Here is a 12720-nt window from a genome sequence, read left to right as displayed (position 1 = left end):
CATGAATCTCAGTATTCAGCACTACCTTGCTCAATTGTCGCTTTCAAATACAGTTCGACTATTTATATACGCTCTTAGGTAGTACAATGTTGATACGGTGTGGTCTTGCGGTTTTGCCAACTGATTACAGTGGCATGAGTGGAATTCAAACCACGCGTTCACCGGCTCAAACAGTGGTCTGTGGCTCTCGACGAAGCCCGGCCCCAGATATCAACAACCTGCTTCCCAGGAGCGATCAAACAAATTTGGCAGGCACAGATATCTGTGCATATCCAACTGGCTCAAAGAGTGCTATTCGTTCAGTACCTCAACATCAAACTTCGAGTGCCATTTGTACCGTCGGCCTCCCCAAACGAATGTGTCCCGAGCGAAAGCATACAGACCTAATGGGACAGCGGCTACGAGTGCTGGTACCGTTAGCAGTAGTGAGACTCGTCGAACCCCGAAGCTAGCCATTGTACCGGCTGTCAGTAGTGTTAGTACCACCGCGAGGAGCGGGAAGAGAACACAGCCGATGAGAGCGGCGACCAACACACCAAACGAGAACTTCGCTACCGTTGGATCATGCGTAGCGAAAATCTGATTGAACCGGATATGTCGTTCAAGTGTCTGTCGGAGACTTCCACCCATCGGTACCCTGCGCACGCGCTGAACTGAATTCACATCGGTGTGTTCCCCGAGGAGTCCATCGTCGCTGATCGTCTGACGGAGTTCCGAGAGGAACCTTGCCCCGTCAAGATCACTTCTGTCAAATATGACAGCCCCGCCCCAGGCGTGATCACCTATGTAGGTCCCGAGTGTGCCACCAAGGGCGTAAATAGGTTCTAATAGGACCGCAAGCGGATCCTGACCCACAAACGATGGCAGCTCCGTCGTCGGACCGTATTCAGCGTAGTCCTGGTGGAGTTGATTGAGCCAGTTGGACGGATGGTGAAAATCGTCGTCGGTCCAGACGAGACGGTCGTGATTGGCAGCCTCCATCCCAGCAGCGATGGCATTCGCCTTCCCGGAACACCTGACAGGGTCGCCAGCACAAATCAATCGAACGCTGTCCGGGAGCCCCTCTCTGCTCGAGACCGAGTCGTCCTCGTTGTCGTGGATGATTAGCAGTTCGTCTTTAGGCCTCAATTGTGCGGCGACTTCATCACAGGCGTCAGTCCAAGAAACGGTTGGGAGGAGTACGCTTGTAGGCGTGCGTGTCTCTCTGTTCGCCATCCTACTCGAAACTTGAGCGCGGATGTGCATGGTAGTTTCTTATGACTTCTCTGACTGAAGCTAGACAAAAAGCCCAGAGCAGCACAACTTATATTGACGAAACGAGGGATGGCCCACCTACAGTGTCCGACGTGCGAGATCCCGAAGCGCTCGCAGACCTACTCGGTGACGAGTGTGCACGCACGATTCTCATCGAGGCCAAGAAGGAGCCGTGCTCGGCGGCAGAGCTCAGCGACTGCGCCGGGGTCTCGGAGCCGACAGTCTACCGCCGACTCGAACGGCTCCGCGAGTATGACCTGGTGACAGAAGACATCCAACCAGTCACCGACGGAAAGAATTACAAGCTTTATCGGACAGAACTCGATGGCATTGAACTCGATCTCAGCGAGGATGGATTCGAGATTACCGTCTCACGTCGGGAGCGGATGGCCGAGCGTTTCACACGGTTCGTAGAGGGGAGCTGATATGCTCGAAGTACTACAGATCGATTTCGACACGCTGCGAACCATTCGTCAGGCGAGTGAACTAGTCCCGATGATCCTCGGACTGGCGATTAGTTATCTCGCCTACACTGCATATCAGCAAAACCAGAGTCGTCCGATGTTGTACGTCGCGATCGGCTTCATGCTGGTGTTGTTCGTTCAAGCCCCGCTTGGTTTGGTACTGATCTACCTGCTGGAGCTTCCAACGCCGGTTCTCAACATCATCGTTCAGGTACCCGAGTTCATCGGTCTAGGACTGATTCTATACGGGCTGTGGGTGCCGCGTCATGACTGACTTGCTGGCTCAGATCCGTGTCTGTGGCAACGGTCGAACGAGTACTGATCGTGTATTATCTTGGATGAATCCTTGCGTATCGCCCGTTTGAAGCTCAACCAGATCAGACGACCGCGGCGATGTCGACGCTGGCCACGGTTTTATACCGGATGGAGCGTCGTACAGAGACTCTACATGTGAGAGGGTATCGAAATTCTCCGACGAAGTCCGTCCAGCAGTTCCGGAAGTGCGTTGGCTTCAGCGAGTGAAGCCAGCAAAACCGCCCTTTTCCCATGTCTCCGTACATCCAAGTGTCGATGACCGAAGCAGATACCGACACCAACTTCGAACGAACTACGTCCCGGCCGGCCGATGACGACCGGCGAGTCAGTCGCGGTGGAATCACAGGACACGTTGTCTCCGTGCTGTGGAATCGAACCGAGAATCGCCCCCGTGCTCTTTGGCGCGTCCTCGGAGTGTACGTGGCCGCACTCGTAGGTATTTTTATACTCCCGGCGGTGGCGCTGGCGGGGACCGAACTCCCGCCGTCGGTGTCCTCAGTCGCGACTAACCTGATCGCTACCCTTACTGGACTCCTTGTGGCGGTTGGCGTCGCGAAGTATGTCGACCGGCGACCGTTGACCGACTACGGACTCGCGTTCGGCCGGTCGTGGCTGAAGGACTTCGGCGCTGGCAGCGTCATCGCCCTGGCGGGGATGGGGGTGGCACTCCCCGTGAGTCTGCTCGCCGGGTGGGCGACCATCTCCGAGCTGTTCTCGGGTGGCACTGGCGCGAACGTGCTGCCGTTCACCATCGCGTTCGGTGTGTACACCATCAACTGGGTGTTTGTGGCCTTCTGGGAAGAGCTGGTCTTTCGAGGCCTCATTCTGACAAGTGCCGTCGAAGGACTTCGGAGTCGGTGGCTCTCCGACCGTGGCGCGGTCGTGGCAGGGGTAGTGGCGTCCTCGTTGATCTTCACTACTGGGCACTTCCCGGGGTCGCTGGGAGCGTTCGGATTCCGGATGGTGCTGGGGGTCCTCCTCGGCGCCGCGTACGTGTGGACCGACTCGCTGGCACTGCCAATCGGTCTCCATTTCCTGATCAACTTCGGGATGAACAACATCTACGGCCTGTCAAACGTCGTTGGGGCTGCGGAAGCAGCGATGCTGATCCGTCCGGCGTTCACCGGGCCATCACAGTTCGTACAGGCGTACGGGGCAGTCAACGGCGCAGCGGTACTCTGCGTTGCTGCGCTCACCGTCGGATACGTTCTCCTCCGGAACGGCAACCTCAGCTCGCAGCTGTCGTCAACGTATCTGTGGGGTGAGTAATTTGGATATGTCTGGAGGAGGACGCTCGGACTCACCAGCGGTCAGGATTATCGGGGGTATTGTGGCACTGATTGCTGTCGCCGGCCACCTGTTTTTCGGGTGGTCTTGGGGGACGGGGGGCGCTGTTCCCACAGCGATTGGCACGATTGTTGCGGTCTCGGTAATCCGATGGTCATTGTACAAAATCGGGTCAGAGTGGGCTACATGAAGTAGTTCCGGCCTCACGAGTTTTGTTCAGATCCGAACAAACGTACTCGTCGTGTCGAACTCGGTTATAATCGTAGTGATGTTTTTCAGATAGCGCCGTCGCTAGGGTCAGCGCATACCGATAAATCGTTACGATCGACCGAATGAGACGTCTGGCTATGGAAGTTGATCCCCTCGACTTCGTTGAGCGGTGTCGGCAGCTAGTCAAACTCCTGCCCGGTAGAAACACGATACGAAGATCGGACCGCAGGTCGTCCGCCGGAATGCGGACGACCTGCCATCTGTCGCGGCTGACGAAGGGTTCCACAACTGAATCACGAAATGCGAGTTCTACCCCAGCCTCGGTCAGTACAGAGAATGGGTTGGTTATCTTGAAATTCGGTGGATACGATGCTCTGCCGGTTTGAGCGTCCAAACAGAGCGTATGTCCGAAATCGCCGTTCGACCCATCGGGTACGTCAGAGACGACCCTATCATTCGGCGGATCGGCGAGCGAAAGCTGTATTTGGGAAACAAGCACGCGGCAGACTCTGGGCAGTACGACCAGTCGTTTCGGTACGTGGTCTCAGTCTCAACGGATGACTATCCACTGACGACACACCATCATCCGCTGGACGATGGGCCGGGCAACGACTGGATAGTATTCGAGCGGGCTGTCGATACGGCTCGCAGGCTCTACCGGCAGGAAGGCTCGGTCCTAATTCACTGTACAGCAGGCATTTCCCGGAGCAGTACGATTATCGCGACAGTGCTCGCTGCTGAGGGAAGCAAATCCCTTCGCGAGTCACTTTCGGCTGTCCTACAAGCACGGCCAACTGCAACGCCCCATCCAGCACTCCACGAGTTGGCAGTTGTATATCTAGCAGCTCGAGCGTAACTCTGGTTTGCTGATTATAACCTCTATATTCAGTACGGCACATCTGTCAGGTCCTAATCAATCATATGAATCCATCTATTTGTAGATTGAGCCGTGTGGAACTGTACGCGAATCCGGTAATCAACTACACGGCTGATAATAGAGTTCTAGTAGTTCGCAAAGTTGCTGCTGAATACAGGGCGCGAGTCTTACAGATCTGTATGGCCGGAATCCGGCAGTAGGCAGGAGGCCGGAGTTACCGATGCGGGGTATTGAAATAGCCCGTGATAAGATATATACATATGATAGGGCGGCTGCCATTGGGGCCGCAGAAGTGGTTGGCGCGATTGCGCTCGTCGTTACGACGTTCACCGTGCCCGCGTTCGCTGATATGGCGCTTGTATGGCGGGTTCTCGCCGTCTTCACGGCTATCGAAGGCGGTAACAGACTATACAGCGACACCGGCTTCTGAGCGCTCTATGCGAATTAACAGAGTTCTAATCGCTTTTGACTACTGCGTAGAGAAGTACCACAACCGCTCCACCCATCAGCGCAAGCCCTCCTATCCCTGCCGTCGTATCGATGCCACCCTGTGATGACAAGCCCATTCCCACCACAGACAGCGCTAATCCGACGACGGTTAATTCTTCTACTCGGGTCGTTTCCTCTGTCATCGTATATTCGCTGATAAGGGTCGTTTCATAATAAGCATTGTCTCACCGTTACACACTCTGAAACGGGCGTGAGGCCGCAAACGTGCGTTGCTGAGCTTATCCTCTATATTCAGCACGCTACACATGTCAGATACTACTTAATCATTGGAATCTACCTATCTGTAAATCGAACTGTGTGGAACTACACGCGAAGCCCGTATTCGGCTACCGATAGCGTCCAAATCTCTCCCAAATCCACCCATCAGACCCCAATTTTACACGGTTTTTGGTAGCGTTGGCTTGTAATGCCTACTATGCGACTCGACGATTACCCCCAACGCGACGGGAAGCGGGTCTGGCTCAGCCAGAGCGACGAGAGTAACGAAGTCGCAGCTCTCATCGACGAGGCGAAGTCTCCAGAACAAGAGATAGCCTTTCGGCTCGGCGCGCAGGCCGGCCTCCGTCGCGAAGAGATCGCGAGCGTCACTCCGAATGATTTCAGACATGCTCCCGATGGCTTCCTGCGGGTGTGGAATGACTATGCGAAGCGGCGAAATACCGCGAGACACCAATCCCAGAGGAATTAGCCAGCTCCGTTCGAACTCTCTCGTATGAATGCGACCCCGACGAGTCTGTGGTCAGCGTCGAGCCGAACTCGATTTACCGCTGGGTGAAGCGAGCTGGCGAGCGCCGGTACGCCGCGACCGGCGACGAGGGATGGACTTATTTTGACGTTCACGACCTCCGTCGGACTTGGGGTGGTCACCTTCTATGGGACTGCGGTGTTCTCCCTGCCGTCGTGATGAGCTTCGGTGGGTGGGAGGATTGGGAGACGTTCCGCGACCACTATCTTGGAGAGATGTCTCCCGCGGCTGCGGAGCGTGAGCGTGAGAAGATCTCGTACATCTCAGGCAGTAGTAAGAGTGAGACGGATTCTGGTCCCGTCTTTGAGCCGACTGTACAGACACAATCCCCGTATTAGCTCCGCTTCAGTGTCGTCTCTAATTTTTACCAGATACCGTTGGGTTATCCGTCCTCCTGAGGTTCAGGGAAATCAGAAGCAGATAGCAGCGCACTTGCAATATCGGCATTTAATGTATCTAGTACTGCCACAGCTGGTCCGCTGACGAGAACCGCAGCAGACTGTTCATTGGTGTTTTCCACAGTAAATCCCTCAGCATCTGCTGCGTACGTTCGCACATCCTCAATTGCGGTCGAAACAATCTCTTCCCGAGTATCGCGGAACTCTGCCTGGCCGTCTTCTTGTGAGAGATTTCCCTCCTGAACACGCGCTCCAATCTCTTCTCGCGCTTCTTGTATCGCTTCCTGAACGGCAAGTGCGATCGTTATTCTTGTCCTGCCATTGTCGCTAGTTGCGCCTTCCCCATCGTCAGTCTGTTCGGTTGCGCTATTGTCTAACCCCGCAAGGTCACCGCACCCGGCGAGTCCAAGTGTGGACCCAGTCACAGCTGCTGCCAGCACCTCTCGTCTTGGAGTATCCATTACATTTCATTACTTTCTGGTTCACTTGTCGGTTTCGTTGATGCTCGAATCCAGCGTACAAATACTACCAGCTCAAAAACAGCGAGCTAAAGCTTGGATTCTATCCAAAGAACCCCAAACTCGTCTTAGAGGTTGTCACACCCCCGGTCAGGAGCACGAACCGCTCACTCACAATCGTAGACCTCCGGTTCGAGCCACGCCCGTGCGTCGCACAGTCGGTTCCAGCCGGCCACGGCGGTCTCCGCTCCGCGGAAGAGCCCATACATCAGGCTCGCTGCGACGAGGTAGAACGTCGCGAGGAACGGGTAGACCACCAGTAGCGGCGCGAGTCGAGCTCGGCCGTAGGCCGTACGCTCTCGCCACTCACTCCGCAGGTGCGCGATGTCTAGCCGGACGCCGTCGACGATAGCGACGAACGCGTCCTCGAGTTGCTCATTCTCCGACATCGGTCACCCCCACAAGAGTTCACGCTTGGTTGACTGCGACATTGTTCTGAGGAATCCGATGCTCAGTGCGTACCCGGCAAAGAGCGCCGCCAGCGCTCCGACGAGTACGATGTATCGGCCCGTTCCGATCGCGGAGATGTACCCGGCGAAGAGCCCGCCGACTGCCGCGAGCATCGGCCCCTGATGAAGCATCTGCTCGTCGATCACCCTCACGCCGTATCACCTCCGACAGCGTTCTCACCGTCTCCCGTACCGGCGAAGCGTCCAGTCGTCTTCGCGATGCTCTCCGGCGCGCCGTCGAGCGTCTCTTCCAGCTCCTCGGCGGAGATCCCCGCCGGCGCTTCCACAACTACCGAGACATCACCTTTCTCGACGATCGCTAGGGCCCGATCGCCGGTCACGTCGACGTCGAGGACTGCCGGATGTTCGGTCGCCGCTGTTTCCGGCGTCTTCCTCGTAGCAACTCTGCCGTCCATCGTGAGCCCGCTGCGGCTCTCCGCCGATGTGGAGTCCGGTTCAGTCATCGGTAGGCCCCACGGAGAAGCCACTCTCGCTTCCGGACTCGTAGATAGTTGCTTTGCTCTCTCCCTCTTCTGCCATGAACAGGAGTTCGTCGCCGCCTTCGAGCCCCCATTCGTTCGCGAGCGCCTTCGGGATCGTGACACTGTAGCTCCCGTCACCGTCCTGAACTCGCCGTCCTTCCGCTAGGAGGTGCGTGATACCGCCGTCCTTGTGGCCTTCTGTCTTACTCATCGTTGGATCCTCCACAGAGCGCTTTGCCAGCTGTACACCCGTTGTAGCGGCACTTCGAACAGAATCGCAACCCGCCGTTCCCCCCGTCGCACGCGGGGCACTCGCAGTCGCGCGACGAATGCCGCTCTCGCCGTTTCTGTCCAGTACGGTTGGTTAACCCGGGAGCAGTCCCGACGGCCGCACGAGCCGATTCTACCCGGCTCATGCTTCCCTCCAGTAGTCGACCACGTGACTCGGGTTCTTGTCGTCGTGTTCCCACGGGTCCGAGTCACCGACTTCCAGGAGCTGCGTCGCCGTCTCTTCACACGTACGGCAATACGTCGAGAGGATCCGCCGCTCGTCGACGTCGACCTCGTGGGGTTCGGGCGAGTAGTCACGCGACTTCTCGACATCTTCGATCGCCGGCGGTTCCGAGTCGTTCCTCCAGCCGTACGGCGCAGAGACCCGCGGCGTCATCGTTCCACCTCGGCGCTCGCCAGCTCGTCGAGCCGGTCGCGCGGGTCGCCTCCGTCCGTCGCCGCTTCCGACGGCGCCGACGATGTCTCAGGCGTTGGTCCTTGCTCGGGAGCGTTCAGCAGCTCTCCGTCCCGGCGCCCGACCACGAGCCAGACTTCCTCGTACTCCCAGTCCTTCCAGAGCAGGTTCTCGTTGACGAGTGGCTTGATAACCCGCGACAGCACGCCCGCCTTCGGGATGTTCAGCTTGTTCGCCAGCACCGACTCCGCGGTCCCGATCTCGATACGGCCGCCAACGTCGGTCCAGTCGACGAGTTCCCAGTAGCCTTCCAAGGCCTTCGTGGGGACGTCGACCGCGTCGAGGTCCGTCTCCGCTTCCGTCTCGCTCACATCGGCGAGCCTGTCGAGCGCGTACCGGACCGCGTCCGCCATCGAGCCGTGTTCTTGTTTAGCCTCTTGGAGCGCTTTGAGCCGCTTTTCATCGCGGATCGGCGCCTTCGCGACGCGTTCCTCTTCAGTCATCGAGCATCACCCCCGGTCTCCTCGTCGTCGTTCGGGAGCTGCGGCGCGACCGCGTACTCCACGCGATCCTCGAATTGTACCTTGATCGGCTTGTCCTGGCCGAACCGGATCACCACATCGTTCTTAACATGTATCCGGTCGCAGATGTCCGGCCAGAACCACGAACTGAACCGCGCGCTGTCGAGCGCCGTCTCGATCACAACGTCTTCGATCGTCGTCTTCCACGGCGTGTCCCGGCTCGACACCTCGATGTCGTTGAGGTCCGCGTCGAACACGAACCCGTGGTCAGTCGCACCGCAGGCACCGCCGACCGCACCGCAGAACTCCCAGCCCCGCATCCGGGCGGTCGTTCCATACTCGACGTCGATCCAGCGTTGCGACCGCGTCGCCGACACCGGTCGGATGTCCAGCGTCTCGGCGAGCGGCGGCTCTTTGAGCGTCAGTTCCTCGGCGGCCCGGTCGATCTCGATCTCGATGTCCTGACCGCTCACGAGGAACCCCGGCTGGAAGTCGTTGAGCGCGTCGACGCGGGCACCGACTTCGCAGTGCGCACCGGCCGTTTCGATCTTCTCTCCCGGAACGACGCTCCGGCCCATCGCGACGTGCGACTTGTCGAGTGCTCGCCCAACGATTCCAGACGGGTGGAACTCGATAACCGCCCAGTCGGCGAGCGTTTCGAGGTCCTCCAGTAGCATCCAGATGTCCTCGGCGGGAACCTCGTAGGTCGTGTTCCAGCCGTCGTCGCCGAAGGTCATCGCCTCGGGAGCGGCGGAGCGCTCGGACTCGTCGACGAGGCTCATGCCGCCACCCCGCTACGCCTGCGGACACCCGCGAGGCCGCATAATGCGCACCAGCGCGCGCGCCGCGTCTAAGTTTGCGCGCACATCCACGCCCACGCTGCGAGGACACCGATTTTCCGACACCCCCGTACGTCCGTACGGTTCGGCAGATTCGAGAGTAGAGGGGCCAGAGACGCCCATAAATTCCGAACCGCCACCGTACGGGTGGGTAGTCCGACCGTACGGTTCGTACGCTCCAGTTGATCCAGTTGAAACGGGGGTCATCGGTCACCACCTCGGCGGCCACCGTCGGCCATCGCACTCTCGATGTGGTAATCAGACCGAGCGGTCCCGATGTCATCGGCCGCGAAGATCGCGACCACGTCGCCGTAGAGATCCTCAATGCCGCCGAATACCGCCTTTCGGACCGTACACTGGTGAGCGCACGGCTCGTCGGAGTTGTTGTACTTGCGCGCCGGACACTGCTCTCCGTTCTGAGCAATCACACATTCGCCGACGAGGGCTCCGTGGTCTCGCTGGAGCGTGACGAGGTGCGCGTCTTCGCTGTCCGGCAGCGTGACGAGCCACGTGTTCCAAGCCCGCCGCTCGATCAGTGCCGCCTTCGGATCAGCGCGCTCCCAGCTCGCGCTCTCGGCGTCGCGCTGCCGTTTGAAGTCCAGCGGGGCGGTCCCGCTCGGCGCCGTCTCCTGCCGCTCTGTGTCGCTCTGCTCGCTGCTCTCACAGCGTGGACAGTACTCCCTCGGAACGTCGTAACTCGTGTCTTCGACGAGCGTGACTGACGGGTGAACCGGTCAGGTTCCCGTCATGATAGACCTCCGTAACAGCGGCCAAGCTGGCCGGTTTCGGGCAGTTCGTGTAAAATTTCGTATGGGACCGCTGAGAGTCGAACTCAGGTCATACGGACCCCATCCGCATAGGATACCACTACCCCACGGTCCCTGACTACACGCTGAGAAACGATGGTCCGGTAATTAAGGACTTCGCTTCACTTCTCGTCGGCCTCGCGCGGGACCACGAGGTCGCCGTCGTCGCGGACCGCGAGGCTCCCGATCGGGTCGCCCTCGTAGGCGGCCAACCCCTCGGCGCGACCGAGGACGTACCCGTCGTCGTCGGCGCGGACCGTGGCGCGCTCCGTCCCCGCGGCGTCGACCACGTCTGCGAGGACGTCGCCCTCGGCGAACGAGTCCCCGGCCGCGACGCGGTGGCGAACGAGACCGGCGGCGTCGGTCGTCGGCCCGCGGAAGCGGCGCACGGGGAACTCGACGGGAGCCGAGTCGACGCCGACCCCGGGCTCGCCGACCGGCTCGGGCACGGCGCTGCCGTTGAGGAGCCCCAGTTCGACCGCGACGCCGACCACGCCCGCGACGCCGGCGTCGAGGAGGCCGTCGTCAACGACGCTGTGCGCGCCCAGCTCCGCCGTGAACGCCGGGATCCCCGCCTCGTTGAGCACGGCTCCGGCTGTCGACCGCTGGAGGCTCTCCTCGACGTACTCGGCCGCGGGATACTCCCTGACCACCGGCAGCCCGAATGCGTCGACGATCCGGCCGAGCGTCTCGGAGAGGGCGGCCGCCTCGTCCTCGGTCCGGCGGTCGCCGTAGAGGACGCGGTCGCGGATCGCGAAGGGCTCGCTGCCGACGCCGGCGGTGTGACAGTCGATCAGCGCGTCCGCGGCGGCGTCGGTGCCGACCGTCTCGACGGCGAACTCGCTCGCGTCGTCCGGCCGCTCGCCCGTGATCGCGGCGTACAGTCGGGCGTCGATGCGCTCCTGGAGCTCGGCCGGACGGGCCGACTCCGCGTCGGCGTCCGGGAAGTGACGGTTCGGGTCCTCGTCGCCGTAGTACGTCTCCCTCGAGTTCCGACGCAGTCCGGCCGGGGAGACCACGGGGACCGCGACCACCGCGCCGGCGAGGTCCGCGAGGCACTCGCCGAGGGCCGCGATCGCGTCTTGGACGACCGCGACTCCAGTTGCCTCGTCACCGTGGACGCCGCCCGTGAGCCACAGCGTGGGTCCGTCCGCGGCGCCGTTCGCGACCGCGACCGGGAGTCGCTCCGCGCCGCCGGTCGGCAGGTCGGCGATCGTTAGCCACCCGCGGTCGAGCGTCCCGGGCTCGGCGCTCGCGCTCCCGACGGCTAGCACTTCGTCTCCGTCCGCGTCCGGCTCTTCCATGTCTACAACCGGGACGGCGGCGTCATAAAAGAACGCGCTCGAGGTCGACGACGGTCCCGCTCTCGGCGTCCGGGTCGCCGACCACGTGCCCGAGGCAGACCGCGGTGCCGTCCGGGGTGAAGCAGGCGACGAGCGAGGGGTCAGAGGCCGCGACGTCGCCGCTCGTTCCGTCGCCGTCCGCGTCGATCGGCGCGTCGCCGTCGGTCGGCGCGTCACCTCGGAGTCCCGCTGGGAGCGCCGCGTCGTCGACGTCGATCACTCCGGGCGCGTACACCGGCGCGCCGGTCGCGACGTTGCGGGCGGCGGAGCGCGCGACCGTCACCGCGGGGAGGTGCGTCAGCGCGTCCTCCGCCGGGCGGACCACATCGCGGAGCATCTCCTCGTCGCCGTCCTCGGCCCACGCGAGCGCGTCCACGAGGTCTTGGAGCGTGCGGAGGTCGCGGTCGTCGAACGGGTCGGTGGCGCTGCGTCGGAGGTGGCCCATGTGCGCGCCGATGCCCGCCGCGAGCCCGATATCGTGACACAGCTTCCGCACGTACGTCCCCGACTCACAGCGGATCCGGAGAAGCGCCCGCCGGTCGGCGACTTCTAACAGGTCCAGCTCGTGGACCGTGCGCGTGCGCAGCCGGCGGCTCACGGCGCTCTTCCGCGGCGGCTTCTGGTAGATCTCGTCCTCGAACTCCGCGACAACCTCGTGGAAGTCGGCAGGCGGCGGGCCGTGGATCTCCAGCACCGCGACGTACTCCTTCGCGCCCTCGAGGAACACCTGCGCCATGCGCGTCGCGTCGCCGGTCAGCGTGGGGAGACAGCCGGTGACCTTCGGGTCCAGCGTGCCCGAGTGAGCGACGCCGCCGGTCGGCGGCCCCTCGGGGTCGAGCGCGGCGAGCGTCCCGTCTATCGCGTCGCGCACCCACGCCGACACCTGGTGCGAGGATGGACCGGCGGGCTTGTCGAGGTTGACGACGCCGAACCGCAGCAGCTCCGGGACCGACCGCTCGCCGGGCGGGGCCCTGAGCGGGTCGGCGTCGGTGTCGGAAGCGTCTGTCATGCGGGAGT

The 12720-nt window shown here is 61.2% G+C and carries 20 protein-coding genes, 1 tRNA gene and 1 pseudogene; 8 read left to right on the top strand and 14 right to left on the bottom strand.

Going from position 1 to position 12720, the window contains the following annotated elements; all coding sequences use genetic code 11:
* Positions 1-291 precede the first annotated feature (291 nt).
* Positions 292-1215, bottom strand: coding sequence for a glycosyltransferase family 2 protein (locus tag ABNG04_RS04080; RefSeq protein ID WP_371160260.1), 924 nt, complete (start codon positions 1213-1215; stop codon positions 292-294).
* Positions 1216-1337: 122 nt separating this feature from the next.
* Here ABNG04_RS04080 and ABNG04_RS04075 point away from each other — a divergent pair, with 122 nt between their 5' ends.
* The 6 genes and pseudogenes from ABNG04_RS04075 to ABNG04_RS04050 all read left to right on the top strand — a co-directional run bounded on the left by ABNG04_RS04075 (position 1338) and on the right by ABNG04_RS04050 (position 4837).
* Positions 1338-1679: an ArsR/SmtB family transcription factor gene (locus tag ABNG04_RS04075; RefSeq protein WP_371160258.1), complete on the top strand. Its 342-nt coding sequence runs from the start codon at positions 1338-1340 to the stop codon at positions 1677-1679.
* A gap of 1 nt (position 1680) precedes the next feature.
* Positions 1681-1992: a DUF7521 family protein gene (locus ABNG04_RS04070; RefSeq protein WP_371160256.1), complete on the top strand. Its 312-nt coding sequence runs from the start codon at positions 1681-1683 to the stop codon at positions 1990-1992.
* A 296-nt stretch (positions 1993-2288) separates the two neighbouring features.
* A complete protein-coding gene (locus ABNG04_RS04065; protein WP_371160255.1) occupies positions 2289-3302 on the top strand; it encodes a CPBP family intramembrane glutamic endopeptidase in 1014 nt (337 codons plus the stop codon).
* Between the two features lie 430 nt (positions 3303-3732).
* A pseudogene (locus tag ABNG04_RS04060) lies at positions 3733-3819 on the top strand (IS5/IS1182 family transposase); the annotation flags it as partial.
* Between the two features lie 114 nt (positions 3820-3933).
* On the top strand, positions 3934-4386 hold the full coding sequence (locus ABNG04_RS04055) for a dual specificity protein phosphatase family protein (protein ID WP_371160253.1): 453 nt from the start codon (positions 3934-3936) through the stop codon (positions 4384-4386).
* A 241-nt stretch (positions 4387-4627) separates the two neighbouring features.
* Positions 4628-4837, top strand: a complete 210-nt coding sequence (locus ABNG04_RS04050; protein ID WP_371160251.1) for a hypothetical protein — start codon at positions 4628-4630, stop codon at positions 4835-4837.
* Positions 4838-4862: 25 nt separating this feature from the next.
* Here ABNG04_RS04050 and ABNG04_RS04045 read toward each other — a convergent pair whose 3' ends face one another.
* The gene (locus ABNG04_RS04045; RefSeq protein WP_371160249.1) at positions 4863-5039 is read right to left on the bottom strand and encodes a hypothetical protein; all 177 of its coding nucleotides are present in this window, start codon (positions 5037-5039) and stop codon (positions 4863-4865) included.
* Positions 5040-5332: 293 nt separating this feature from the next.
* Between ABNG04_RS04045 and ABNG04_RS04040 the strand changes: the two genes are divergently transcribed.
* Together ABNG04_RS04040 and ABNG04_RS04035 are read left to right on the top strand one after the other, a co-directional pair.
* Positions 5333-5605: a hypothetical protein gene (locus ABNG04_RS04040; protein WP_371160247.1), complete on the top strand. Its 273-nt coding sequence runs from the start codon at positions 5333-5335 to the stop codon at positions 5603-5605.
* A 47-nt stretch (positions 5606-5652) separates the two neighbouring features.
* Entirely contained in the window at positions 5653-6000 is a 348-nt protein-coding gene (locus ABNG04_RS04035) for a site-specific integrase (RefSeq protein WP_371160245.1), read from the top strand.
* A gap of 44 nt (positions 6001-6044) precedes the next feature.
* Here the strand turns inward: ABNG04_RS04035 and ABNG04_RS04030 are convergent, their stop codons facing one another.
* The 12 genes from ABNG04_RS04030 to ABNG04_RS03975 all read right to left on the bottom strand — a co-directional run bounded on the left by ABNG04_RS04030 (position 6045) and on the right by ABNG04_RS03975 (position 12712).
* Positions 6045-6521 carry a hypothetical protein gene (locus tag ABNG04_RS04030; protein WP_371160244.1) on the bottom strand — a complete coding sequence of 159 codons (477 nt, stop codon included), beginning with the start codon at positions 6519-6521 and terminating at the stop codon, positions 6045-6047.
* Positions 6522-6685: 164 nt separating this feature from the next.
* On the bottom strand, positions 6686-6967 hold the full coding sequence (locus ABNG04_RS04025; RefSeq protein WP_371160242.1) for a hypothetical protein: 282 nt from the start codon (positions 6965-6967) through the stop codon (positions 6686-6688).
* A gap of 3 nt (positions 6968-6970) precedes the next feature.
* The gene (locus tag ABNG04_RS04020; protein WP_371160240.1) at positions 6971-7180 is read right to left on the bottom strand and encodes a hypothetical protein; all 210 of its coding nucleotides are present in this window, start codon (positions 7178-7180) and stop codon (positions 6971-6973) included.
* Positions 7177-7491, bottom strand: coding sequence for a hypothetical protein (locus ABNG04_RS04015; RefSeq protein ID WP_371160238.1), 315 nt, complete (start codon positions 7489-7491; stop codon positions 7177-7179). The genes ABNG04_RS04020 and ABNG04_RS04015 overlap by 4 nt, the downstream gene beginning before the upstream one ends.
* Positions 7484-7720 (bottom strand): AbrB/MazE/SpoVT family DNA-binding domain-containing protein, encoded by a 237-nt coding sequence (locus tag ABNG04_RS04010; protein ID WP_371160237.1) that lies wholly within the window; start codon positions 7718-7720, stop codon positions 7484-7486. Before ABNG04_RS04010 ends, ABNG04_RS04015 begins: the two co-directional genes overlap by 8 nt.
* Before the next feature lie 201 nt (positions 7721-7921).
* Positions 7922-8176 (bottom strand): hypothetical protein, encoded by a 255-nt coding sequence (locus ABNG04_RS04005; RefSeq protein ID WP_371160235.1) that lies wholly within the window; start codon positions 8174-8176, stop codon positions 7922-7924.
* Entirely contained in the window at positions 8173-8697 is a 525-nt protein-coding gene (locus ABNG04_RS04000; RefSeq protein ID WP_371160233.1) for a hypothetical protein, read from the bottom strand. Before ABNG04_RS04000 ends, ABNG04_RS04005 begins: the two co-directional genes overlap by 4 nt.
* Positions 8694-9497, bottom strand: a complete 804-nt coding sequence (locus ABNG04_RS03995; RefSeq protein WP_371160231.1) for a hypothetical protein — start codon at positions 9495-9497, stop codon at positions 8694-8696. Before ABNG04_RS03995 ends, ABNG04_RS04000 begins: the two co-directional genes overlap by 4 nt.
* A gap of 260 nt (positions 9498-9757) precedes the next feature.
* Positions 9758-9982, bottom strand: coding sequence for a hypothetical protein (locus ABNG04_RS03990; protein ID WP_371160230.1), 225 nt, complete (start codon positions 9980-9982; stop codon positions 9758-9760).
* 383 nt (positions 9983-10365) lie between these two features.
* Positions 10366-10436 (bottom strand) — tRNA-Pro (locus ABNG04_RS03985).
* A gap of 46 nt (positions 10437-10482) precedes the next feature.
* A complete protein-coding gene (locus ABNG04_RS03980) occupies positions 10483-11664 on the bottom strand; it encodes a succinylglutamate desuccinylase/aspartoacylase family protein (RefSeq protein WP_371160228.1) in 1182 nt (393 codons plus the stop codon).
* A 22-nt stretch (positions 11665-11686) separates the two neighbouring features.
* Complete coding sequence (locus ABNG04_RS03975; protein WP_371160227.1) at positions 11687-12712, bottom strand: RNA-guided pseudouridylation complex pseudouridine synthase subunit Cbf5; 1026 nt, start codon at positions 12710-12712, stop codon at positions 11687-11689.
* Between the last annotated feature and the right edge of the window lie 8 nt (positions 12713-12720).

The organism is Halorubrum miltondacostae, from assembly GCF_041379815.1.
GTDB classification, from domain to species: Archaea; Halobacteriota; Halobacteria; order Halobacteriales; family Haloferacaceae; genus Halorubrum; species Halorubrum miltondacostae.
This window is presented reverse-complemented; position numbering and strand designations above follow the sequence as displayed.